Origin of the sequence: Dyella jiangningensis (assembly GCF_003264855.1) — a bacterium.
GTDB classification, from domain to species: domain Bacteria; phylum Pseudomonadota; class Gammaproteobacteria; order Xanthomonadales; family Rhodanobacteraceae; genus Dyella; species Dyella jiangningensis_C.
On the sequence record NZ_NFZS01000001.1, the window covers coordinates 544,608 to 566,748 of the forward strand.

The window sequence follows — 22,141 nt, forward strand, 5'->3', positions numbered from 1 at the left end:
ATTCATGCCTTTGATTGCCGCGTCGCTACCGACACGTCGCCTTGTCGCCACGCTGGGCCTCTTCATCGCCTCGGCATGCATGCCGGTCCTCGCAGAAACCCATCCCGGGCAGGATCAACTGGTCGGTGAAGTGGCGAAAGACACCGGCAAGGATCCGCAGGCGCTCAATGCGCTGCTCGATGGTGCGAAGAAGCAGCAGGGCATCCTTGATGCGATCAGCCGTCCCGCCGAAGCCAAGCCGTGGAAGGACTACCGGCCGATCTTCCTCACGCCGCAACGCATCAGCGATGGCATCGCGTTCTATCGCGAGCATCGCGCGCTGCTCGAAAGCATTGGCAAGCAGTATGGCGTGGCGCCGGAATACATCGTGGCGATCGTCGGCGTGGAGACGTCCTACGGTCGCATCACCGGCAAGTACAAGGTGCTCGATGCGCTGGTGACGCTGGGCCTGTACTACCCGCCGCGCGCCACGTTCTTCCGCGAGCAGCTCAAGACCTTGCTGGAGCTGCCCGAGAATCATCTTGCCGGCCCGGTCGATACGCTCACCGGTTCGTATGCCGGCGCGCAAGGCTGGGGCCAGTTCATGCCGTCCAGCATCCGCGATTTCGGTGTGGACGCCGATGGTGATGGCCGCATCGACCTGAAGAATTCGCTGCCCGACATCTTCGCCAGCGTCGCGAATTATTTTGCGAAGCATGGCTGGCAGCAGGGTGGAATGGTGGCGGCGCGGGCGCAGCCCGATGGCGCGGCCAGGCCGGTCTCGGTGAAGGATTCCAAGCCGCAATGGCCGCTGGAGCAGTTGGAAGCCTGGGGCTATGCGCCGTTGCAGGCGCTGAATCCGGGCGAGCCGACCAGCCTGCAATCGCTGGATGGCGAGAACGGCAAGGAATACTGGTTCACCTTCCAGAATTTCTACGTGATCACCACGTACAACCGCAGTCCCCTGTACGCCCTGGCGGTGCACCAGCTGGCGCAGGCGATTGCCGAGGGGGCCGGTGTGACGGAAGCCATGCGATGAAATGGCAGCGGGCGCTGCCGCTTCTCCTGATCGCGCTGCTGGCCGGATGCAGTGGCGGCAAGACCCGTCCCTCTGCGGGACATGGCGCATCTTCCTCACGCAGCGGCAGCAGCGCCACGTCCGGCTCGTCGCGAGGCGGCTTCTACGACGACACCAGCCGCCCGCAGAGCAGCCGCTATCGCGACAACGCCGACAGCGTGCCCGAAGCGCTCTCGCCGGAAGCCATCGCCAAGATCCCCGAGCCGGTGCCGAAGGTGGAGCCGCGCGCGTTGTACGGCAACAAATCGCCCTACACCGTGCTGGGCCAGACCTACAACGTGCTCACCAGCCCCAGCGGCTATGTCGAGCGCGGCATCGCCTCGTTCTACGGCAACAAGTTCCACGGGTACAAGACCTCGAGTCTCGAGGACTACGACATGTACCAGTTCACCGCCGCACACAAGACGCTGCCGCTGCCGAGCTATGCGCGGGTGACCAACCTGGAGAACGGCAAGAGCGTGATCGTGCGCATCAACGATCGCGGCCCGTTCCACGAGAACCGCCTGATCGACCTGTCCTATGCCGCCGCCGTGAAGATCGGCGTGTGGCCCAAGGGCACGGGGCTGGTGGAGGTGCGTGCGATCGACCCCTCTCAGCCGCTCACCGCCCAGACCTTGCCGCCGCCACCGCCGCCGCCCCAACCTGCCAGCTCCGGGCCCGGAATTTTCCTCCAGGTGGGCGCATTCTCCGACGCGAGTAATGCGGAGCGCGTGGCGCAGCAGTTGCGCACGGCCAATTTTGCGCCGGTACAGGTGGTGGATGCCCAAATCAACGGCCGCAACATCCGGCGCGTGCGTGTGGGGCCGCTCGCCAGCGTGGACCAGGCCGACGATGTCACCTCGCGCATCGAACACATGGGGCTGCCCAGGCCGCAGGTCGCGGTAGACTGACGCATTGTTTTCTCGCGGTGCCTTGCGCGCCGCCACTCAGCATTGGATTGAACCGAACGATGAACCTGATCCGCCGTACCCTGTCCTCGCTTGCCGTCGCCGCCCTGGTCGTCGGCACCGCCGTCGCCCAGCAGACCCCGCCCAAGCCCGTGCCGGTGCCGCGTCCGGCGGTGCCCGAGGCGCCGGTGCCGCCGCCGCCGGACGTGGATGGCAAGAGCTGGGTGCTGATGGATTACGCCACCGGCCAGGTACTGGCATCGAAGGAACCGGACACGCGCGTCGAGCCGGCCTCGATCACCAAGGTGATGACCGACTACGTCGTCTCCGCCGAGATCGCCAACGGCAAGATCCACATGACCGATCCGGTCACCATCAGCGAAAATGCCTGGCGCAGTGGCGGCGCCGGCACCGACGGCTCCACCAGCTTCCTCAAGCTCAACAGCCAGGTGCCGCTGAAGGACCTGCTGTACGGCATGATCATCCAGTCGGGCAACGATGCCGCCATCGCTCTGGCCGAACACACCGCTGGTTCCGAGGCCGCGTTCGCCAACCTGATGAATGCCTACGCCAAGCAGCTGGGCATGACCAACACCAATTTCCAGAACGCGTCGGGCTATCCGATCGCGAACCACTATTCGACGGCGCGCGACATCGCGATTCTTTCGCGTGCGCTGATCCATGATTTCCCCGAGGACTACGCGATCTCGGCGGTCAAGGACTTCGAATGGAACGGCATCAAGCAGCACAACCGCAACCTGCTGCTGTGGCGCGACAACAGCGTGGACGGCATCAAGACGGGCCACACTGCCGCGGCCGGTTTCTGCCTGGCCGCGTCGGCCAAGCAGGGCGATTCGCGCATGATCGCCATCGTGATGGGCGCCTCCAACGAGAAGGCCCGTGCGGACGCCGCGCTGGCGCTGATGAACTACGGTTTCCGCTTCTATGAAACGCACAAGCTGTATGACGGCAACAAGCCGCTGGCGACGCCGAAGCTGTGGAAGGGCCAGGCCAACCAGCTGCCGCTGGGCGTGGCCGACAACGTGCTGGTGACCGTCAAGCGTGGCGACTACGACAAGCTCAAGGCGACCATGGACATCCCGGCCACGCTGATCGCTCCGTTCACCAAGGGCCAGCAGGTCGGTACGCTGCGAGTCACGCTGGACGGCCAGCCGGTGCAGAACGTGCCGCTGATCGCCCTGGCCGATGCGCCGCAGGCCGGCTTCTTCGGCCGCCTGTGGGACAGCATCATGCTGTGGTTCCACAGCGACAAGAAGCCCGACGAGAAGTGATGGAGGAAGCGTGATGCGCGATATCGACACCATCCAGGCCCAGCAGGAAGGTCAGGGATTCCAGTTTCCGGGCGAGTTCGAAATCACCGCGATGGGCAATGCCAGCGCGGACCTGAAGGCCCGCGTGCCGCAGATCCTCGAGGGCATCGGCCTCCACGTGCTGCATGAAACGGTGAAGCATCGCCATTCGCGCGAGGGCAATTTCCTCTCGGTGACGGTGAGCTTCCGCTGCGATACGCGGGAGCAATACGACCTGGCGCATTCGGCGCTGCGGGCCGATCCGGATATCCGCTACACGCTGTAAGGCAAGCGCCAAACGACAGCGGAGCGTGCGACGAACGCGCTCCGCTGTCCGGAGGACGGCAAGGAGCCCATCCGCCCCGTCTTCCCACTTGGCTTCCCCGCCTCGTGCCCGCACCTTCCCCAGACGTACCCCGTCCCAGGCATCGCCATGTCCCTCCCGCTCAAAGTCCGTCGTCTTGGTCGCCAGCCCTACGCGGCGACCTGGGAGGCGATGAGCCAGTTCACCAACAACCGCGGGCCCGATACGCCCGACGAGCTTTGGCTGCTGGAGCACGACCCGGTGTTTACGCAGGGCCAGGCGGGCAAGGCCGAGCATGTGCTTGCGCCCGGTGACATTCCGGTGGTCCAGGTGGACCGCGGCGGCCAGGTGACCTACCACGGCCCGGGCCAGATCGTGGGTTATCCGCTGATCGACCTGCGCCGCGCCGGCGTGGGCGTACGCGACCTGGTCAACAAGATCGAGCAGTCCATCATCGATACGCTGGCGCACTGGAATATCGGCGGCGAGCGCCTCGAGGGCGCGCCCGGCGTCTACGTGGCCGGCGCCAAGGTGGCCGCCCTGGGCCTGCGCGTGCGCCGGGGCTGCAGTTTCCACGGCCTGGCCTTCAACGTGAACATGGACCTGGAGCCGTATCACCGCATCAATCCTTGTGGCTACAAGGGTTTGGCGGTCACGCAGGTGCTAGACTTGGGCGGTCCGTCGCGCCTGTCGGACGTCGAGGACGCCCTGGTGGAGGAGTTCTGCCGCCAGTTCGGGTTCGACGCTGAACCGGCCGCCCCCATCCTCCCTGAACTACCCGCTCGCGTAGCGGTCTGAGTCTGCCTACATGAGCGATATGTCTACCTCCAAGGTCATCCCGATCAGCGTTGTCGCCGGCGCTCCCGAGAAGCAGCTGGGCAATGACAAGATCGGGTTGAACCGTGCCGGTTTCGACACGAGTGTGCCGACGCTGCGCAAGCCCAGCTGGATCCGCGTGCGGCTGCCGCAGGGCAACGCCGTGCAGCAGTTGAAGGCGCGCCTGCGCGAGAACTCGCTGGTGACGGTGTGCGAGGAAGCCTCCTGCCCGAACATCCACGAGTGTTTCAGCAAGGGCACCGCCACCTTCATGATCCTCGGCGAGGTCTGCACGCGTCGCTGCTCGTTCTGCGACGTGGCCCATGGCCGTCCGGCCGCGCCCGATCCGCTGGAGCCGGCGCGCCTGGCCGAGACCATCCGTGACATGCGCCTGAAGTACGTGGTGATCACCTCGGTGGATCGCGACGACCTGCGTGATGGCGGCGCCGAGCATTTCGCCGCGTGCATCCGCGCGACGCGCCATGCCAGCCCGAACATCAAGATCGAGATCCTCACGCCGGACTTCCGCGGCAAGGGCCGCATGGAGCGCGCGCTGGAAGTGCTCAAGGAATTCCCGCCGGACGTGTTCAATCACAATCTCGAGACCGTGCCGCACCTGTACCGCGAAGTGCGTCCGGGCGCCGACTACCAGTGGTCGCTGGACCTGCTCAAGCGCTTCAAGGCGCAGCATCCGGACGTGCCGACCAAGTCCGGCATCATGCTGGGCCTGGGCGAGACGATGGAGCAGGTGCTGGAAACCATGCGCGACCTGCGCGCGCACGATGTGGAAATGATCACCATCGGCCAGTACCTCCAGCCGACGCCGCATCACCACCCCGTGGTCCGTTACTGGACGCCGGACGAATTCGAGGCGCTGCGCGTGGCCGGCGAGGAGATGGGCTTCCATCACGTCGCCTCCGGTCCGCTGGTGCGATCCTCGTATCACGCCGACCTGCAGGCGCACGCCGCGGGTGTCACCGAGCACGCTTGAAGAGCACGCCCAGAGAGCTCACAGAGAACCTATGAAACTGCGCCCCTCGCTAGCCCTGTTGCTTGCCCTTGCCGTCACCGGCGTCGGTGTCCACGCGCAGTCCGCCGCCGACCTCACCGGCGACAACGCACCGCGCAAGTACTCCACGCTGCCGCTGACGGCCACCGTCAGCCAGGCGCAGGCGGCGCAGCTTTCCGCGCGCTTCCTGACCCGCTTCCACTACGATGCGAAGCCGCTCGACGATGCGATGTCGCAGAAGATCTTCAAGGCTTATGTCGACAGCCTCGACAGCGAGAAGGTCTTCTTCACGCAGGCCGACATGGCCAAGTTCGCGCCGCTGAAGACGCAGTTGGACGATGCCATCTGGAACCAGGATCTCTCCGGTCCGTTCTCGATGTTCAACCTGTACATCACGCGCGCCATCGACCGCATGAACTTCGCGCGTGGCCTGCTGAAGCAGGGCTTCGACTTCAACACGAACGAAAGCTACAACTTCGATCGCAAGAAGGCCGAGTGGCCTAAGGACCAGGCCGAGCTCGACACGCTGTGGCGCGAGCGCACCATGAACGACTGGCTGCGTCTCAAGCTTGCCGGCAAGAGCGATGACGAGATCCGCAAGACGCTGGACAAGCGCTATGCCGGCTACATCGACCGCGTGAAGCAGCTGGACGGCGAGGATGCGTTCCAGTCCTTCATGAACGCCTATGCCGAGTCCACCGACCCGCACACCGATTACCTCGGTCCTCGCGCGGCGGAAAACTTCGACATCTCCATGAAGCTGTCGCTGGAAGGCATCGGCGCCGTGCTGCAGGCGCGCGACGAATACACCGCCATCCGCGAGATCGTGCCGGCCGGCCCGGCGGCGAAGTCTGGCAAGGTGCACGTGGGCGACCGCATCGTGGCGATCGGCGAAGGCCAGAACGGCCCGATGGTCGACGTGATCGGCTGGCGCCTCGACGACGTGGTCAAGCACATCCGTGGCAAGAAGAACACGACGGTGCGCCTGGAGATCCTCCCGGCCGACGCGGGCGTGGACGGCAAGCATGAGCTCGTCACCCTGGTGCGCCAAAAGGTGAGCATCGAGGAACAGGCCGCCAAGAAGAAGGTCATCGAGATCAAGGATGCCGGCGTCACCCGCAAGATCGGTGTGATCGACCTGCCGAGCTTCTATTCCGATTTCGGCGCGCGCCGCGAGGGCGACAAGAACTTCAAGAGCGCGACGCGCGACGTTGCCAAGCTGCTCGGCGAGCTGAAGGCCGAGAACGTCGAAGGCGTGGTGATCGACTTGCGCAACAACGGCGGCGGCTCGCTGGCCGAGGCCAACGAACTCACCGGCCTGTTCATCGACCAGGGCCCGGTGGTGCAGGTGCGCGACGCGCGCGGCGAAGTGCAGGTGCAGGGCGACGACGAGCCGGGCATGTCGTGGAGCGGCCCGATGGCGGTGCTGGTGAATCGCGGTTCCGCCTCGGCGTCCGAGATCTTTGCTGCCGCCATCCAGGATTACGGCCGTGGCCTGATCATCGGCCAGCCGACCTTCGGCAAGGGCACGGTGCAGAACCTGGTCGATCTCGATCGCTTCACCCGTAACACCAGCGAAAAGCCGCAGTACGGCGAGCTGAAGATGACCATCCAGGAATTCTTCCGCATCAATGGCGGCTCCACGCAGCTCAAGGGCGTGACGCCGGACATCCAGTATCCGAAGAATGGCGACGAGAAGGATTTCGGCGAGTCGACCTACGACAACGCGCTGCCGTGGACGCAGATCCCGCCGGCCGACTACAAGCCGGTGGCGGATCTCAAGGCCTACCTCGGCCAGCTGCAGAGCAAGCACGATGCGCGCACGGCGGCATCGCCGTCGTGGAAGCTGATGCTCGATGAGCTGGCGCAGTACAAGAAGATGCGCGACAAGACCACGATCTCGCTCAACTTCGCGCAGCGCCAGAACGAGCGCAAGGAACAGGATGCCTTGCAGGCCGAGTTCCGTGCACGCCACAAGACCATCGATGGCGATGTGGATGGCTCGGATGATCCGGTACTGGATGACGGCCTCAACGCCAACGAGCGCAGCCTGAAGTCGGAGCTGAAGCAGGAGAAGGACGCCAAGAAGGCGGCCGATCCGCAACTCGAAGAGACGGCGCACATCCTGTTCGACGCGGTGGGCCTGATCAAGGGCGACACCAAACTGGCCGCGGAAGTCCTGCCGTATGGCGGCCGCTTCTCCAGCGCGACCGCAGCCGCTGCGCCTGAAAAGCCGCACGCGGCGGACGCTCACTGATGGGCCGGTGCCTCTCCCGAGCGTGAGAGGCACCCTCCAGCACAAGCCTCAACGGATGACGCATCGACGCAACGCGTCGGTCATCCGCGCTTGTTCGGCTTCTCTTCCCGCTCCTGCCGATGTGCATGCTCGGCAAGCACTTTCGCCCGATTGAGCGACTGCAGCCACAGTGCGTGATGCTGCGCGTCGTCCTTGCGCGCCTCGTTCTCGCTGGCGCTGTCGGGAATGCGGTTGAACGGGATGCGCATGGGCGCCGCGTCGTGATCGATCGCGGCCTGCATGCTGCCGAAGTACACCTTGTTGTAGCCGAACTTTGCGTTGATCCGGTCGATCACGGCATCGACCTTGCGCGTGGTCGCGGGCGACTCGAACAGCGAGCCGGTGCTTTGGGTGCGCTCGGCCAGGCGCTGCAGCGTCACGCTCACCGACAACGGCACGGCGTTGGCCGGCCCGGGCAGTGTGCGCGACTTGCGGCCGGGTCCGTCGATCATGCGGGTGAGCATGCGCAGCAGCTCGCGGCTGTCGTCGGTCGGCTCGAAGCTGAGATCGCCTTCCCAGCGATCGTCGTGACCCACGTAGCGGATGCGCACGGCCATCGCGCCGCTCAGCATGTCCAGCTTGCGCAAGCGCATCGCCGCCTTCACCAGCAGCTTGGTCAGCACGGCGCGCGCACCGGTCGGGTGGCGCAGTTCCGGACCGAGCACATGCGAGTGACCGAGCGAACTGCGCGCGGTCTCCGCCACCGGCAGCCACTTGCCGCGCAGCAGGTCCCACATGCGTTCGCCTTCGATGCTGCCCCATGCATGGCGCAGCAGATGGCGTGGTGCGTTGGTGAGTTGGCGGACCGTGGTGATGCCGTGCGCGATGAGGCGCTGCTCCATCGACGGACCGATGCCGCACAGGTCGCGCAGTGCGAGATCGTGCAGCACATGCGGCAGATCGGCCTGCTCAATGACGGTGAGCCCGTCGGGCTTGCGCATGTCCGAGGCGGTCTTGGCGAGAAAGTCGTTCGGTGCGATGCCGATCGAACAGCGGATGGCGCCGCCGGGAGCGACCCGTGCGATCTCCCGCTTCACCTGCACGGCCACCTGTTCGGCAACGGCACGGTCACGCTGCCGTCCCACCAGTTCGCAGGCCATCTCGTCGATCGAGCCGATGCGCGCAATGGGAACAGCGTGGTCGATCGCCTCGATCAGCGTGTTGTGCCACCACACGTAGCGCTCCGGACGCGCCAGCCGGATCTCGATGTCCGGACACAGCCGTCGCGCCTCACGCACCAGCGTGCCGGTACCCACGCCGAACGCCTTGGCTTCGTAGCTGGCGGCGATCAGGCAGGTCGTGTCTGCGTCCACCGGCACCACGCCGACGGGGCGGCCACGCAGCGATGGATCTTCGTGCTGCTCCACCGAGGCGAAATAGCTGTTGAAGTCGATGAACAGGCTACGCAGGGTCATGCGGTATCTCGGCGGCTAGCCGACAGTGATAGCTTGCGCCCGTCCCACGTGCGGAGACCGTGATGCGAGGGCTCAACCGGCGAGGCTGGTCGCTAGGCCAAAGCCCACGGCCATGATCACCGCCACCGCCAGGCATGCACTGGCCGGGCGGATGCGGTGCGCATCGATACGCGGGATCAGTCGCCACATCACGATCACGCCGATCACCATGTCGACCAGCAAGCCACCACGCAGCAGCGGTGACACGAGCAACGGCGCATACGGCGGTTTCGTATGGCCCTCATGCATCGCCACGCCGCCGATGATCAGCAGACTGATCAGGCTCCACACGAGGCAGGCGAGATAGGCGCGGTTGAACACCACCGGGCAGCGTTCGCTCCAGCGCATGACGGACCACGTGATGATGGCGAAGAACAGTGCGCCGATACTGCTGTAGAGCACCCACCAGAGCAGGGCGCTGATGAGGGTGAGAAGGGTGGTCATGCCATATCCAGAAGCAGATTCGTGACCGTCATTCCGGCGTGGCCGGAATGACGGCGGTGGGCGAGGTTCAAACGCCGATGCGGCGCAGGAACTTATCCATGAGCCAGGCCGGACCCACCAAGAGGTAAGCGAGATCGGTGAAAAAGCTCGGCCGGCGGCCTTCGATGGCGTGGCCGATGAACTGGCCGATCCAAGCCACGACGAACACGCCGATGGCGGTCAGCAGCAGGTTGTGCGGGCCGAGCTGGCGATAGGCGAACTCCGTCAGCACGCACAGCAACACCAGCGCGACAAGCAGCGCGGCGCCCAGGCGATGCGATTGCTTCCAGTACCAGGCAAAGGCCAGCACCAGTGCGGCGACGGCCCAGAAGCCGGGGCGGCCGATCATCGGCGGCACGGGAATCGTCCACATCATCGCGATGGCGCACCACAGGATGAGCGGCACGCAGATCCAGTGCAGCACGCGGTTGGTGGGGTGCTGATGGTCGGCGCTGTAACTGTCGAGCCAATGCGTGATGCCTTGCGTGGTTTCGGGCGTTTGCATCGGTGCGCGCTGCTCCGGAGATAAAGGTTGAGAGCCGACGCTCAGGCCGCGATCAAGCCGATGGCCCGAATCGCTGCGGCGTCGAGTGTCTGCTTATCACCGCGCCGAACAAGGCGATCGGCGCGTGCTGGCGACCATACCGCATAGGCCATGCCGATGGGATGCGGCCATGCAGCCGGCCGGCGATGGCGCAGTCCCGCGGCGAAAACTCCAGTTTGGGCGGCTTGGCGAGAACGCGGAGCCGCCGGCTCTGGCCAACGGCACCAGCTCGTCAATCCAGCTTGATGTCGGCCAGGCGCTGCAGTGCTTCGGCGTACTTCGCCGAGGTGGCGGCGATCACGTTGGCGGGCACGTTCGGGCCGGGCGCCTTCTTGTTCCAGTCCAGCGTTTCCAGGTAATCGCGCACGAACTGCTTGTCGTAGCTCGGCGGGCTGATGCCGACCTGGTATGAATCCGCGGGCCAGAAACGCGAGGAATCGGGCGTCAGCATCTCGTCCATCACGTAGAGCTTGCCGGTCTCGTCGGTGCCGAATTCGAACTTGGTGTCGGCGATGATGATGCCGCGCTCGGCAGCGTAGGCGGCGGCCCACTGGTAGATGGATAGCGTGGCCTCGCGCACCTGCTCGGCGAGGTCGGCGCCCACGGCAGCCACCACGGCATCGAAGCTCACGTTCTCGTCGTGATCACCCACGGCGGCCTTGGTCGACGGCGTGAAGATCGGTTCCGGCAACTGCTGCGCCTGCTTGAGGCCTGCCGGCAGCTTGATGCCGCACAGCGAACCCGTGGCCTGGTAGTCCTTCCAGCCCGAGCCGATGAGGTAGCCGCGTGCGATCGCTTCCACCGGCACGGGCTTCAGGCGACGCGTGACCACGGCGCGCTTCTCATAGAGCTTGAGGTCGGTGCCGGCGGGCAGCACGTCGGCCAGCGGCACGTCGAGCAGGTGGTTGGGTACGAGGTGCGCGGTCTTGCCGAACCAGAAGTTGGAGATCTGGGTGAGCATCTCGCCCTTGCCGGGGATCGGATCGGGCAGCACCACGTCGAAGGCGGACAGGCGGTCGCTGGCGACGATCAGAAGGCGGTTCTCGGGCAATGCGTAAACGTCGCGCACCTTGCCGCGATGGATCAGTTCCAGGCCCGGCAGGTTCGATTGCAGCAGGGTGGTGGGCACGTTCGTTCGCTCCTGGCTGGCCGCCTGGCGTACCAGGACGGGAAAACGATGACTGGAGCCCTGCGGCAGGGCCCGCGAAGCCGTCCATTGTAGCGGCTGAGGCACCGGCGGGACGCATCGCGGCGCTTCGTCCCGGCCGGCGGCGCTTGCGGCGGCTGCTAGAATCGGCGCTTTTTGAGCCAGGCTCTTCCTGATGGTCCCGCCGCCCCGCATCGATGCTGTATCTCACACGGGCAAACGCCACGCGTGGGCATGGCCATGGCTGGCGGCCGGACTCATGGCCGCGCTGCCCTCGCATGCGGGCGTACCGGCCAAGCCCGCGCGCCTGGGCCTGTGTGCGGCCTGCCATGGCGAAACCGGCATGGCGCAGATACCCGGCGCGCCGAACCTAGCCGGCCAGAAGCTCGACTACCTGCGCGAGGCGCTCAAGCAATACCGCGATGGCCGGCGCAACGTGCCCTTGATGCGCGCGGCGATCGGCCCGATGAGTGACGCCGACCTCGACGAACTGGCGCGCTGGTACAGCGCGCAGACGCCTCACCCTCAAGGCCATCCATGACCTTTACCTGGACCCTCTGGCTCGCACTGTTCGGGCTGATCTTCGGCCACGGCCTGCCAGGCGCCGTGGTCGGCGGCATCACCGGCTTCATCATCGACAGCCTGCGCAAGGGCCAGCGCAGCCGCGTCACGCCCGAGGCCGGCGGCTACATCAGCCCGCTGTTCAACGTGCTGGGCGCCGTGGCCAAGTCCGACGGCCGCGTGTCCGAGGCCGAGATCGCCGTGGCCGAACGCGTGATGCAGCGCATGGGCCTGGAGCACGAGCAGCGCAAGCAGGCGATCATCGCGTTCAACCAGGGCAAGCAGCCCGAGTTCAACGTGACCCTGGCGATCGAGGAGCTGCGCCGCTGGGTCGGTCTGCGCCGTGACCACGCGTTTCCCGTGCTCGACGTGGTGATCGAGACGGTGCTGGCCGAAGGCAACCCGCCGCCGGAAAAGATGGCCATCCTGCGCCAGCTCGCGTTTGCACTGCGCGTGAGCGACATGGAACTGATGGCGCTGATGGCGATGAAGGGCTACGCCTGGAACGCGACCGGTTATTCGCGCGGGCAGGGCCACTACGGCGGCAATGGCGGTTACGTGCCGCCCCAGCGCAATACGCAGGGGCCTGACCCGTACACCGTGCTCGGCATCGCGCGCAGCGTGGACGACCGCGCGGTGAAGCGCGCCTATCGCAAGCTCATTTCCGAGCATCATCCGGACCGCCTGGGCGATCTGCCCGAGGCGATGCGCAAGCAGGCCGAATCGCGTGCCAGCGAGATCAACGCGGCCTACGAGCGCATCAAGGCGGAACGCGGCTTCAAGTAAACCCGGCGACGACATGTGGGAGCGCACCCTGTGCGCGACTGCAGCCGCCACCTAACCCCAGGTCGCGCACACGGTGCGCTCCCAAAGGAAAGTCCGACATGAGCAAGCAATCCAACGTCATCGCCCCGTCCATTCTCTCCGCGGACTTCGCGCGGCTCGGCGAGGACACCGCCAAGGCGCTGGCCGCCGGCGCGGACTGGGTGCACTTCGACGTGATGGACAACCACTACGTGCCCAACCTTACCATGGGCCCGATGGTGCTCAAGGCGCTGCGCGATTACGGCATCACCGCGCCGATCGACGTGCACCTGATGGTCAAGCCGGTGGACCGCATCGTGCCGGATTTCGCCAAGGCGGGCGCGACCGTGATCAGCTTCCACCCCGAAGCCAGCGAGCACATCGACCGCACCATCGGGCTGATCAAGGATTCGGGCTGCCAGGCCGGCCTGGTGTTCAACCCGGCCACGCCGCTCAGCTACCTCGACTACGTGATGGACAAGCTGGACCTGATCCTGCTGATGTCGGTGAACCCGGGCTTCGGCGGGCAGAAGTTCATCCCCACCGCGCTGGACAAGCTGCGCCAGGTGCGTCGCCGCATCGATGAAAGCGGCCGTGCGATCCGCCTGGAGATCGATGGCGGCGTGACGGCGAACAATATCGGCGAAATCGGCAAGGCGGGCGCGGACACCTTCGTGGCTGGCTCGGCCATCTTCAACGCGCCGGACTACAAGAGCGTCATCGCCGCGATGCACGAGCAGCTGGCCGCCGTCTCGGCCTGAATGCGGTAGGGGGAGTCCCCATAAGAAGATCCCGGCGCATCCGCGCCGGGACAAGTTTCGTCGGAACGACGTGTGAGGAGACCACACGGCGGCCGGGGATCCACGGCAAGAATCCACGACCGCCAACACCTGGGACCGAGATCCTGCGATTTGGTTCCCCGTGCGGGTGTGTCCGGGCGCGTTCCTAAGTCTTTGTTCAGATGAAAAAATCCCCGCCGGAGCGGGGAGGAACGAAAGCCGAAGAGCGGGAACCAGGGCTCAGAGGGGCTGCCAGTACTCAGGGTCGGGCTCATCAGCCCCGGCGGCCGGCGCACGTCCATGCGCGCAGGCCGCCTCCATGCTTTCCACGGCAGGTGACAGGAAGGGATCGTTCATCAGTTCGAAGTCGGTGCTCATGACGGGCCCCCTCAATGCAGGCTCATGACCAGGCCGAGCAGGAGTGCGCCCAGTGCCAGCACCACGCGCAACGGCTCGAAACCGTGCAGTTCGGCGTTGGGATCGACGGGCGGTTGACCATTGGGGCGCATGTTCCGGAACTCCTGCGAAGGCGGCTTCATTGCGCTCCCGCCCCGGGCATGCGCCGGGACCCGGATGTGGCAAAACGCGGGCAAGATCGGCCGTGGATGTGGCAGGCCATGCCTTCCGTGCCGTGGATCACGCCGGCCTGTGTCGAAGCCTCTTGGGCCAGGCTCGCGGAGCCGTGGCGTTGCGGCGACGGCGAATGGCGAAATGCGGGCAGCATGCGTTGGTGGCTTGCGCGGCCGCGGCGCAGGCTGCACGCTGCGCGCCATCGCCATTTGGGAGCAAGCCATGGGCCGCAGCATTGCGATCGTCGAAGACGAGCCGCTGATCCGCGCCAACTATGTCGAGGCGCTGACCCGCTTCGGTTACGAGACGCGCGGTTATGGCTCGCGGCAGGAGGCCTCCACCGCCTTCGCCATGCGCCTGCCGGAACTGGTCATCATCGATATTGGCCTGGGCGACGAGCCGGAAGGCGGCTTCGACCTGTGCCGCGAGCTGCGCGCCAAGTCGGCCACGCTGCCGATCATCTTCCTCACCGCGCGCGATTCCGACTTCGACGTGATCTCGGGGCTGCGCCTGGGCGCCGACGACTATCTCAGCAAGGACACCAGCCTGCACCAGCTGGCGGCGCGCATCGCGGCGCTGTTTCGTCGCATCGAATCGTTGAAGGTGCCGGCGTCCAGCGAGACGGTGATCGAGCACGGCCCGCTCAAGCTCGAATCCGAGCGCATGCGCATCACCTGGAACAATGACGAGATCCCGCTGACCGTCACCGAGTTCTGGATGGTGCACACGCTGGTGCGCTTCCCCGGCCACGTGAAGAACCGCGACCAGCTCATGCGCGAAGCCGAGCTGGTGGTGGACGACGCCACCATTACTTCGCACATCAAGCGCATCCGCAAGAAATTCATCGCGGTGGCGCCGGAGTTCGACGCCATCGAGACGGTGCATGGCGTGGGTTATCGGTGGAAGCCTTGATGAAGCGTTGGGTGTGCTTGCTGTCGTTGTTGATGCTATGGATCGGCGCGCATGGAGTCAGGGCCGCCGATGCGGTGCCGGTGATGGTCTACGGCAAGGCGGACCGCGACGTTCCCGCCTGGACCATCCGCACCGTGCTCCCCGCCGGCTGGACGCAGGATTGCTGCCTGTATGCGCAGGGCATCGGCGTCAACGAAGTGCTCTACAAGGGCGAGTGGACGGGCGAGCCGGACCGCGTGATGGTGCTCAACGTTTGGCCGTCCAAACTTTCCTCGCTGGAAGCCGAGGTGCAGGACGATCGCCATCACTATCTGGACCGCGATCCCCGCGGCAAGGCGGGCGTGTTCGAGCTCGGCAACAAGGCGATGGCGTGTCGCGGCGTGCTGTACGAAGGCACGGACCACAAGGATGACGTCGTGGTGTTCTGTGATCCCGGCCTGGCGAGTGGCATCCGCTTCAGCTGGTCGATGGCGTTCGCACACGACGAGCAGGGCAAGGACGAACTGCTCACCCTGTTTCGCCAGGTAGCCGAACAATCACGCTACGCCGTGAGCTCCGCCACGCGTGTCGATGCCGCCAAGGCCGCGCACTAGGCGGCTTTTCGGTATCGTTCCGGCATGACCCTTCGCCGCAAACTGCTGCTCGTCGCCCTGTGCACGCTGGCTCTGCCGGTGGCCGGCTGGTTGTACGTGCGGCAGATGGAAACCTTGCTGCGCGAAGGCCAGGCGCAGGCGCTCACGGCGTCGGCGCGGGCGATGGCGCGCAGCCTGGTGGTGACCGGTGCGCCGCTGCCGCCGGCCGGGCCGGACTGGTACGTGCAGCAGACGGTCAACCCGATCACGATCGATGGCTACGGCGACGACTGGGCGCCGCTCACGCCGTGGAGCCAGCCGCTGGATCGTCGCGGCAAGCTGCTGCTCGCCGAAGATGCGGACTGGCTCTATCTCTACGCCGACGTGCGCAGCACACTGCGCACGCGCGCCGATGCGGAAGATCCCGGCGCATTGCGTGCCGATCATCTGGTGCTGAGCCTGGGCAGGGCCGGCGAGTCGCGTCGCTATCTGCTGGCCAGTGCGGCGCCGGGCATGGTCACCGCGCGGGCGCTCGACCCGGCGGTCGACGGCTTGCCGGCGCAGCTCACCGCGCAGTGGCAGGAAGACGGCAGCGGGTATCGCGTGGAATTGCGCGTACCGCGCAGCCTGGGCGTGGATTCGCTGGGCCTGTCGATCTACGACGCGAACGCGGGCGGCGATCCGCAGGCCGTGGAAAGCCGGCCGCTGGTCGCGTACTCGCCCACGTTGTCCTACGAGCTGGGCCAGCTCGCACTCGATGGCGTGCAGGCGCGCGTGCTGGCGCCGGCGGGCTGGGTGCTCGCGCAGACCGGGCATCTGGCGACGCCTGCGGCCGCGCCTGGCGATCAGCCCGGCTGGTTCGCCGCGCTGATCTATCGTTCGCTGCTGGCGAACCAGGTGGAGGACGCGGAGCTGTGGACGCAGGACGTGCCGCGCCTGGACGTGGCCCAGGTGCGCGACGCCAGCAAGGGCCAGCCGGCGACGCTGTGGCGGCAGGGCGAGGCGCGCGGCAGCGTGGTGCTCGCGGCGGCCGTGCCGATCGAGCGCGATGGACAGGTGCGCGGCGTGCTGCTGTTGGAGCAGGCCAGCCGCGCCGTGCCGCTGCTGGCCAATCGCGCGCTGCTGGGCCTGTTACTCACGAGTTTTGGGGTGCTGCTGGTGGCGGGCGCGATCCTGCTGATCTTCGCCACGCGCCTGAGCATCCGCCTGGGCCGCCTGCGCGATGCGGCCGAGCGGGCGCAGTTGAACGATGGACGTCTGGACGGCCCTTTCCCGATGACGGGCGCCGAGGACGAGATCGGCGATCTCGCGCGCAGCTTCGAGCGGCTGTTCGAGGTGGTGGGTGGCTATACCGACTACCTGCGCACGCTCGCGTCCAAGCTTTCGCACGAACTGAACACGCCGCTGGCGATCGTGAAGTCCTCGCTGGACAACTTGGAGCACGCGCTGCAGGCCGAGCATGCGATGCCGCCCGATGCCCAGCCCTACATGCTGCGCGCGCGCGACGGCGTGGCGCGGCTCGGTGCACTGGTGCGAGCCATGAGCGAAGCGAGCCGCATGGAGCGCGCCATCGCCGCCGCCGAGCCGGAAGACGTGGATCTGGTGGCCGTGGTGCGCGGTTGCAGTGAAGCGTATCGACCGCTCGCCGGCACGCGGCGGCTCGATACCGTGCTGCCCGGCGAGCCGATGGTGATGCACTGCGCGCCCGAGCTGATCGCGCAGGCGCTCGACAAGCTGTTCGACAACGCCTTGTCGTTCACGCCGGACGGCGGTTGGCTGCGGCTGACCCTGCGTGCGACCGACCACGGCGCGGAAATCGAACTGGCCAACCAGGGCCCACCGTTGCCCGCTGCGATGCAGGGGCGTCTGTTCGATTCACTGGTGAGCCTGCGTGACAAGGCGACGCCCGGCGACGCGCCGCATCTTGGCCTGGGCCTCTATGTGGTGCGCCTGGTGGCCGAGCGCCACGGCGGCGTGGCGATGGCGCGCAATCTGGACGACGGCAGCGGCGTGGCGTTCACGCTGCAGTTGCATGGGATGCCGCGGCAGCGGCTGTAGCGACAACGGCCTGTGTAGGAGCGCACCCAGTGCGCGATCGGCCTGTCGTGAACACAGAGGCTGGGTGACAGGCCGAGCGCGCACTGGGTGCGCTCCTACAGGTGCTCCGGCGGGTTACTTGATCTCGCCCAGCGTCCAGCCGCCGCCGCCCGGCATCACCGCAAACTGTTTCACCGTGGTGGCTGCGCAATCACCGGGCTTTTCCGTGCATTGCGCCAGTGTCACGCTCAAGTGCTGGTCATCGACCAGGTCGAAGTCCGCGAGCCTGGTGTTGGCGAGGTTGGCGGCCTTGTCCAGCGCGGGGCCGAGGAACACGCCGTGGTGGAACACGTAGAGCTGCAGGGCGCTGGGCTGGCATTCGTCATTGACCGACACGGCGGCCTCGGCGACATAGGTGTCGCCCTTGCGCTGCGCACGCCCGGTGAGCACGCGCTCGCCCGTCAGCAGGAAACGGTCTTCGTCGTTCTTTGGCGCCGGCGCCTTCGCCGTGCATTGTGCTGGCGCGTCCGCGCTGGACGCGCGGTGGGATGGAAGGGGCTTCAATGGTCGCGGCACGTAGGCTTCGACGACCGGCGCGGCGGCGGGATGATGCATCCACAGGAGGAACGCTGCGCCACCCAGCACCAGCGCGATGATGGCGAAGGCACGGCCGCGCAGCAGCGGCCGGCGATACAGATGGATCAGCACGCCCAGCGCCAGCAGCACGGCGACCGGCGACAGCGGGCGATACAGCAGCGCCAGCAGGCCGAACAGTGCAGCCACCACGGCGGCGGTGGAGAGCGGCGCTCTACTCGGGGCTGCAGCCGGTGCCGATGGCGCCGTTGGCGGCGTGCTCGCCATCGGGGGCAGCGGAGGCGGTTCCAGTGTGACGGGGATCGGCGGCGGCTCGCGCTCGGCCGCCTCTTCGGCCGCCAGGTCCTCGGGAGCCGGTTCCGGGAGCGGCGGCATTGCCGACGGCGCGTGCGCCCAGTCGAACCACGTCTGCCCGCCGTCGTGGCACCACTGGTCGCCGGCATGCGCATAGCGCGGCAAGGCATCCTCGGGCAGCGGGCCACGGATCTGCCCGTCCCGGCGCAGCCAGGCGAGGCGGTCGCTGTCGGGCAGCACGTCCGCTTCCACGCCCATCGCGCGCAGTTGCGCGGCCTGGGCTTGGGCGGTGGCGGTGTCGAGACCGCGGCGGATGATCAGTGGCGCCCGCTCGAACACGCGCTCGCGGAACCCACCCATCTCCATGCCGAAGGCGGCCGCCAGTCGGGTATGGACCGTGGCCGCGTCCTGCCCGTCGAGCAGGCGGCCAGAAAGGATCAGACAGCAGTGGTCCATACCCGTTGATTCCCCAGCGAATGCCGCTTCGCGCGTTGATGGGGCAAGGTTAGGCCCGCCATCGGGCGCGAACAAGCCGTACATGGATTTCGGTTCGCCGCATGGCGCCCCTACAATGGCCGTTCAAGCTCGCCCACTGGATACCCCCACGTGATTTCCCGCGACGAATTCGACGCACTGGCTGCGCAGGGCCATACCCGCATCCCGCTGGTGCGCGAGGTGTTCTCCGACCTCGACACGCCACTCTCGGTGTACCTGAAACTGGCCGACGGCCCGTACACCTTCCTGTTCGAATCGGTCGAGGGCGGCGCCACCTGGGGACGCTATTCGATCATCGGCCTGCCGGCCAAGCGCGTGTACCGCCTGCGCGGGCACGAGCTGGAAGTGGAGGACGCCGGCGAGGTGACCGAGCGCCGCCACGTCGCCGATCCGCTGGGCGAGATCGAAGTGCTGCGCAAGCAGTACGACGTGCCGCGCCTGCCGCAGCTGCCCGCCTTCAGCGGTGGCCTGGTCGGTTACTTCGGTTTCGAGACCATCGGCTACATCGAGCCGCGCCTGGCGCAGTGGGATCGCGCGGACGAGCTCGGCACGCCCGACGTGCTGCTGATGCTGGCCGAGGAAGTCGCCGTGTTCGACAACCTCAAGGGGCGCCTTTACCTCATCGTGCATGCCGACCCCTCGCAGCCGCACGCCTATGCCGAGGCGCAGCGCCGGCTCGACGCGCTGGTCTATCGTCTGCGCCAGAGCGGCGTTTCGTACCCGCAGCTCAACCAGAGCACGGCGCTGGATGAAGGCGACTTCAAGTCTTCCTTCACCAAGGAGGAGTTCGAGGCGATGGTGGAGCGCGCGAAGGAATACATCCGCGCGGGCGACATCTTTCAGGTTGTGCCTTCGCAGCGCCTGAGCGTGGGCTTCAACGCACGGCCGGTGGATGTGTATCGTGCGCTGCGCGCGCTGAACCCGTCGCCGTACATGTACTTCGTCGATCTCGGGCAGACGCAGATCGTGGGTTCCTCGCCGGAAATCCTGGCGCGTCTCAAGGACGGCAAGGTGGTGGTGCGTCCGCTCGCCGGCACGCGCAAGCGTGGCGCCACCGACGAAGAAGACCAGGCGCTGGAAGCCGAACTGCTGGCCGATCCGAAGGAGCGCGCCGAGCACGTGATGCTGATCGACCTGGGCCGCAACGACATCGGCCGCATCAGCGAGACCGGCAGCGTCGAGGTGAGCGAATCCTTCGTGGTCGAGCGCTATTCGCACGTGATGCACATCGTCTCGCAGGTGCAGGGCGACGTGCGCCCCGATGTCGGCTACATGGACGTGCTCAAGGCCACCTTCCCGGCGGGCACGCTCAGCGGCGCGCCGAAGATCCGCGCGCTGGAAATCATCCAGGAACTCGAACCCTACAAGCGCAACATCTACGCCGGCGCGATCGGCTGGATCGGCTGGTGGGGCGACGCGGACACCGCCATCGCGATCCGCACCGCGGTCATCCAGGATGGACGTCTGCACGTCCAGGCGGGCGCGGGCATCGTGTACGACTCCGATCCCTCCTCCGAGTGGGAGGAGACGATGAACAAGGGCCGCGCGCTGTTCCGCGCCGTGGCGCAGGCTGCGAAGGGCTTGTGAGCATGCGCGCGATCCGTCGAGGCGCGGCCGCCGCCTGTGCGATCGGACTGGGCGGCAGCCTGCTGGTATCGCCCGCGCCCGCCCGCACGCCTGACGCAGCGTGGCGCGACGACGCCACTTCGCGGGTCGAAGTGCTGGCGCTGCTGCAGACGCTCAATGCCGACCTGTTGAGCCACCCCAGCGCGACGCTGACGCTGGAGCGCTGGTGCGGCGCGCATCACCTCGCCCCCGAAGCGAAGGTGGTCGCCGAGCGCGTGCGTGGTGAAGACAAGCCGCTGCCCGAGGAGGCGCGCAAGCAGCTCGCCATCGGACCGGACGAACCGGTGCGCTATCGCCGCGTGCAGCTCGCCTGCGGCGAGCACGTACTGTCCGAGGCGGACAACTGGTACGTGCCCTCGCGCCTTACCGATGCGATGAACCACGAGCTGGACACCACCGATACGCCGTTCGGCAAGGTGGTGCAGCCGCTGCATTTCCGTCGCCAGACGCTATCGGCCGAGCTGCTGTGGTCGCCGCTGCCGCAGGGGTGGGAGAACGGCGCACCGGTGCCGGCCTCCAAGGACAGCGCGCTGGAGATTCCTCACCACGTGCTGCAACACCGTGCGGTGTTGTTCGATCAGGACAATCGACCCTTCAGCCTGGTGGTTGAGACTTACACCTCGGAGGTCCTTGCCTTTGCTCCCGTGGTGGTCACTCGGCCGTAAGTTATAGGCGCGGCCTCTCGTCTTTGTCGGCGCCTTCCATAAGAATGCCCCATCGCAGTCGGTTGGGGGGCTGACTGCCATGTATCGAGATGTCCCTTGAGGACGCCGAGAGGCGCCACGGACCCGATGCGCACCATCGATCCCTCCTCGCCATAACCCGCGCAGCGGATACCCAAGGGGGGGTATGCGTCGACCGCGCGGGACATCACGTCAGGGGAATGACATGAAGAACGTATGGAAGAAGGGCGTCGTGATCGCGTGCGCCCTGAGCGTGTCTGCGTGCGCGTCTATCGTCGGTGGCCGCTATCAAAAGGTGCAGGTCGAGGCACGCGCGGCGGATCAGAGCATTCGCGCCGATTGCACGCTGAGCAACGGCCAGGGACAGGTGCGTGTCACGACGCCGGGCACAGCAGTGATCCATCGCTCGTCACAGGATCTCAGCGTGAGCTGCCAGCAGGATGGCAAGCAGATCGCCCAGCAGTCATATGACGCAACGATCCGTGGCATGGTCTGGGGAAATATCGTCTTCGGCGGCCTGATCGGTGTGGTAGTCGATTTCTCCGATGGCGCCGCACACCACTACCCGGACAAGGTAAGCATCTTGGTGCCCTCCCAATACACCGCAGCCGCGACCTATCCGAACACCGGGGCCCAGTCGAACGCGCATCCGTCGGCGCCGCCGCTCAGTGATCTGGCGAGCCTCGATAATCGCGTGAGCAAGTCTATGTTCAATGCCGCGCAGAACGTCGCCGCCAGTCGCCAATGCGACCGCGCTATCCATGTAGTGATGGTCGACGGACAGCGCGCGATGTTCCGCTCGCAATGTCCGGCATCGAACGACGTGCAGATCGAATGTGCCGGGGATGCTTGCGTGGCCATGCAACCCGCGGGCATCGCGGCCAATTGATCGGCTGAAGGGCGTTTT

22 protein-coding genes are annotated in these 22,141 nt (G+C 66.5%); 16 read left to right on the forward strand and 6 right to left on the reverse strand.

Going from position 1 to position 22,141, the window contains the following annotated elements; all coding sequences use genetic code 11:
• The first annotated feature begins 4 nt into the window (after window positions 1-4).
• From mltB to CA260_RS02365, 7 genes are all read left to right on the forward strand, one after another.
• Window positions 5-1,018: a lytic murein transglycosylase B gene (mltB, locus tag CA260_RS02335; protein ID WP_111980842.1), complete on the forward strand. Its 1,014-nt coding sequence runs from the start codon at window positions 5-7 to the stop codon at window positions 1,016-1,018.
• Entirely contained in the window at window positions 1,015-1,947 is a 933-nt protein-coding gene (locus CA260_RS02340; RefSeq protein WP_111980843.1) for a septal ring lytic transglycosylase RlpA family protein, read from the forward strand. Before mltB ends, CA260_RS02340 begins: the two co-directional genes overlap by 4 nt.
• A gap of 59 nt (window positions 1,948-2,006) precedes the next feature.
• Entirely contained in the window at window positions 2,007-3,236 is a 1,230-nt protein-coding gene (locus tag CA260_RS02345; RefSeq protein WP_111980844.1) for a D-alanyl-D-alanine carboxypeptidase family protein, read from the forward strand.
• 13 nt (window positions 3,237-3,249) lie between these two features.
• Window positions 3,250-3,540 carry a YbeD family protein gene (locus CA260_RS02350; protein ID WP_111980845.1) on the forward strand — a complete coding sequence of 97 codons (291 nt, stop codon included), beginning with the start codon at window positions 3,250-3,252 and terminating at the stop codon, window positions 3,538-3,540.
• 147 nt (window positions 3,541-3,687) lie between these two features.
• Entirely contained in the window at window positions 3,688-4,356 is a 669-nt protein-coding gene (gene lipB / locus CA260_RS02355) for a lipoyl(octanoyl) transferase LipB (protein ID WP_081804534.1), read from the forward strand.
• Between the two features lie 10 nt (window positions 4,357-4,366).
• Window positions 4,367-5,365 (forward strand): lipoyl synthase, encoded by a 999-nt coding sequence (gene lipA, locus CA260_RS02360; protein ID WP_111980846.1) that lies wholly within the window; start codon window positions 4,367-4,369, stop codon window positions 5,363-5,365.
• 31 nt (window positions 5,366-5,396) lie between these two features.
• Window positions 5,397-7,640 carry a carboxy terminal-processing peptidase gene (locus CA260_RS02365; protein WP_111980847.1) on the forward strand — a complete coding sequence of 748 codons (2,244 nt, stop codon included), beginning with the start codon at window positions 5,397-5,399 and terminating at the stop codon, window positions 7,638-7,640.
• A gap of 80 nt (window positions 7,641-7,720) precedes the next feature.
• On the opposite strand, the gene CA260_RS02370 is transcribed toward CA260_RS02365, so the two are convergent.
• From CA260_RS02370 to CA260_RS02385, 4 genes are all read right to left on the reverse strand, one after another.
• Window positions 7,721-9,094, reverse strand: coding sequence for a Y-family DNA polymerase (locus CA260_RS02370; protein WP_111980848.1), 1,374 nt, complete (start codon window positions 9,092-9,094; stop codon window positions 7,721-7,723).
• A gap of 72 nt (window positions 9,095-9,166) precedes the next feature.
• Window positions 9,167-9,577, reverse strand: a complete 411-nt coding sequence (locus tag CA260_RS02375) for a hypothetical protein (protein WP_111980849.1) — start codon at window positions 9,575-9,577, stop codon at window positions 9,167-9,169.
• Between the two features lie 67 nt (window positions 9,578-9,644).
• The gene (locus tag CA260_RS02380; protein WP_111980850.1) at window positions 9,645-10,121 is read right to left on the reverse strand and encodes a DUF962 domain-containing protein; all 477 of its coding nucleotides are present in this window, start codon (window positions 10,119-10,121) and stop codon (window positions 9,645-9,647) included.
• Between the two features lie 271 nt (window positions 10,122-10,392).
• The gene (locus CA260_RS02385) at window positions 10,393-11,289 is read right to left on the reverse strand and encodes a phosphoribosylaminoimidazolesuccinocarboxamide synthase (protein WP_111980851.1); all 897 of its coding nucleotides are present in this window, start codon (window positions 11,287-11,289) and stop codon (window positions 10,393-10,395) included.
• A 277-nt stretch (window positions 11,290-11,566) separates the two neighbouring features.
• Here CA260_RS02385 and CA260_RS02390 point away from each other — a divergent pair, with 277 nt between their 5' ends.
• The 3 genes from CA260_RS02390 (at window position 11,567) to rpe (ending at window position 13,433) form a co-directional block, all read left to right on the forward strand.
• Window positions 11,567-11,848, forward strand: a complete 282-nt coding sequence (locus CA260_RS02390; RefSeq protein WP_172461699.1) for a c-type cytochrome — start codon at window positions 11,567-11,569, stop codon at window positions 11,846-11,848.
• Window positions 11,845-12,654, forward strand: coding sequence for a co-chaperone DjlA (gene djlA / locus CA260_RS02395; RefSeq protein WP_111980853.1), 810 nt, complete (start codon window positions 11,845-11,847; stop codon window positions 12,652-12,654). Before CA260_RS02390 ends, djlA begins: the two co-directional genes overlap by 4 nt.
• A gap of 98 nt (window positions 12,655-12,752) precedes the next feature.
• Complete coding sequence (rpe, locus tag CA260_RS02400; protein ID WP_111980854.1) at window positions 12,753-13,433, forward strand: ribulose-phosphate 3-epimerase; 681 nt, start codon at window positions 12,753-12,755, stop codon at window positions 13,431-13,433.
• Between the two features lie 258 nt (window positions 13,434-13,691).
• On the opposite strand, the gene CA260_RS21055 is transcribed toward rpe, so the two are convergent.
• On the reverse strand, window positions 13,692-13,829 hold the full coding sequence (locus CA260_RS21055) for a hypothetical protein (RefSeq protein ID WP_172461700.1): 138 nt from the start codon (window positions 13,827-13,829) through the stop codon (window positions 13,692-13,694).
• Between the two features lie 414 nt (window positions 13,830-14,243).
• Here CA260_RS21055 and pdsR point away from each other — a divergent pair, with 414 nt between their 5' ends.
• The 3 genes from pdsR to CA260_RS02415 are packed head-to-tail and all read left to right on the forward strand — an operon-like array spanning window position 14,244 to window position 17,563.
• Complete coding sequence (gene pdsR, locus CA260_RS02405; RefSeq protein ID WP_111982967.1) at window positions 14,244-14,933, forward strand: proteobacterial dedicated sortase system response regulator; 690 nt, start codon at window positions 14,244-14,246, stop codon at window positions 14,931-14,933.
• Window positions 14,933-15,526: a hypothetical protein gene (locus CA260_RS02410; protein WP_111980855.1), complete on the forward strand. Its 594-nt coding sequence runs from the start codon at window positions 14,933-14,935 to the stop codon at window positions 15,524-15,526. The genes pdsR and CA260_RS02410 overlap by 1 nt, the downstream gene beginning before the upstream one ends.
• Window positions 15,527-15,550: 24 nt before the next feature.
• Window positions 15,551-17,563: an ATP-binding protein gene (locus CA260_RS02415; RefSeq protein WP_111980856.1), complete on the forward strand. Its 2,013-nt coding sequence runs from the start codon at window positions 15,551-15,553 to the stop codon at window positions 17,561-17,563.
• A 114-nt stretch (window positions 17,564-17,677) separates the two neighbouring features.
• Here the strand turns inward: CA260_RS02415 and CA260_RS02420 are convergent, their stop codons facing one another.
• A complete protein-coding gene (locus tag CA260_RS02420; protein ID WP_111980857.1) occupies window positions 17,678-18,886 on the reverse strand; it encodes a hypothetical protein in 1,209 nt (402 codons plus the stop codon).
• 150 nt (window positions 18,887-19,036) lie between these two features.
• Between CA260_RS02420 and trpE the strand changes: the two genes are divergently transcribed.
• The 3 genes from trpE to CA260_RS02435 all read left to right on the forward strand — a co-directional run bounded on the left by trpE (window position 19,037) and on the right by CA260_RS02435 (window position 22,123).
• On the forward strand, window positions 19,037-20,512 hold the full coding sequence (gene trpE / locus CA260_RS02425; RefSeq protein ID WP_111980858.1) for an anthranilate synthase component I: 1,476 nt from the start codon (window positions 19,037-19,039) through the stop codon (window positions 20,510-20,512).
• A gap of 2 nt (window positions 20,513-20,514) precedes the next feature.
• Window positions 20,515-21,216, forward strand: a complete 702-nt coding sequence (locus tag CA260_RS02430; RefSeq protein ID WP_111980859.1) for a hypothetical protein — start codon at window positions 20,515-20,517, stop codon at window positions 21,214-21,216.
• 223 nt (window positions 21,217-21,439) lie between these two features.
• A complete protein-coding gene (locus CA260_RS02435; protein ID WP_111980860.1) occupies window positions 21,440-22,123 on the forward strand; it encodes a hypothetical protein in 684 nt (227 codons plus the stop codon).
• Window positions 22,124-22,141 lie beyond the last annotated feature (18 nt).

What these genes read in the sequence shown, in the direction of transcription:
- CA260_RS02410 (WP_111980855.1), top strand. Translation starts at nt 14,933, where the DNA reads ATGAAGCGTTGGGTGTGCTTGCTGTCGTTGTTGATGCTATGGATCGGC.
- djlA (WP_111980853.1), top strand. Translation starts at nt 11,845, where the DNA reads ATGACCTTTACCTGGACCCTCTGGCTCGCACTGTTCGGGCTGATCTTC.
- CA260_RS02350 (WP_111980845.1), top strand. Translation starts at nt 3,250, where the DNA reads ATGCGCGATATCGACACCATCCAGGCCCAGCAGGAAGGTCAGGGATTC.
- CA260_RS02380 (WP_111980850.1), bottom strand. Translation starts at nt 10,121, where the DNA reads ATGCAAACGCCCGAAACCACGCAAGGCATCACGCATTGGCTCGACAGT.
- CA260_RS02390 (WP_172461699.1), top strand. Translation starts at nt 11,567, where the DNA reads ATGGCCGCGCTGCCCTCGCATGCGGGCGTACCGGCCAAGCCCGCGCGC.
- CA260_RS02375 (WP_111980849.1), bottom strand. Translation starts at nt 9,577, where the DNA reads ATGACCACCCTTCTCACCCTCATCAGCGCCCTGCTCTGGTGGGTGCTC.
- rpe (WP_111980854.1), top strand. Translation starts at nt 12,753, where the DNA reads ATGAGCAAGCAATCCAACGTCATCGCCCCGTCCATTCTCTCCGCGGAC.
- lipA (WP_111980846.1), top strand. Translation starts at nt 4,367, where the DNA reads ATGAGCGATATGTCTACCTCCAAGGTCATCCCGATCAGCGTTGTCGCC.
- pdsR (WP_111982967.1), top strand. Translation starts at nt 14,244, where the DNA reads ATGGGCCGCAGCATTGCGATCGTCGAAGACGAGCCGCTGATCCGCGCC.
- CA260_RS21055 (WP_172461700.1), bottom strand. Translation starts at nt 13,829, where the DNA reads ATGAGCACCGACTTCGAACTGATGAACGATCCCTTCCTGTCACCTGCC.
- mltB (WP_111980842.1), top strand. Translation starts at nt 5, where the DNA reads ATGCCTTTGATTGCCGCGTCGCTACCGACACGTCGCCTTGTCGCCACG.
- CA260_RS02420 (WP_111980857.1), bottom strand. Translation starts at nt 18,886, where the DNA reads ATGGACCACTGCTGTCTGATCCTTTCTGGCCGCCTGCTCGACGGGCAG.
- CA260_RS02365 (WP_111980847.1), top strand. Translation starts at nt 5,397, where the DNA reads ATGAAACTGCGCCCCTCGCTAGCCCTGTTGCTTGCCCTTGCCGTCACC.
- CA260_RS02430 (WP_111980859.1), top strand. Translation starts at nt 20,515, where the DNA reads ATGCGCGCGATCCGTCGAGGCGCGGCCGCCGCCTGTGCGATCGGACTG.
- CA260_RS02435 (WP_111980860.1), top strand. Translation starts at nt 21,440, where the DNA reads ATGAAGAACGTATGGAAGAAGGGCGTCGTGATCGCGTGCGCCCTGAGC.
- CA260_RS02370 (WP_111980848.1), bottom strand. Translation starts at nt 9,094, where the DNA reads ATGACCCTGCGTAGCCTGTTCATCGACTTCAACAGCTATTTCGCCTCG.
- CA260_RS02415 (WP_111980856.1), top strand. Translation starts at nt 15,551, where the DNA reads ATGACCCTTCGCCGCAAACTGCTGCTCGTCGCCCTGTGCACGCTGGCT.
- CA260_RS02345 (WP_111980844.1), top strand. Translation starts at nt 2,007, where the DNA reads ATGAACCTGATCCGCCGTACCCTGTCCTCGCTTGCCGTCGCCGCCCTG.
- lipB (WP_081804534.1), top strand. Translation starts at nt 3,688, where the DNA reads ATGTCCCTCCCGCTCAAAGTCCGTCGTCTTGGTCGCCAGCCCTACGCG.
- CA260_RS02340 (WP_111980843.1), top strand. Translation starts at nt 1,015, where the DNA reads ATGAAATGGCAGCGGGCGCTGCCGCTTCTCCTGATCGCGCTGCTGGCC.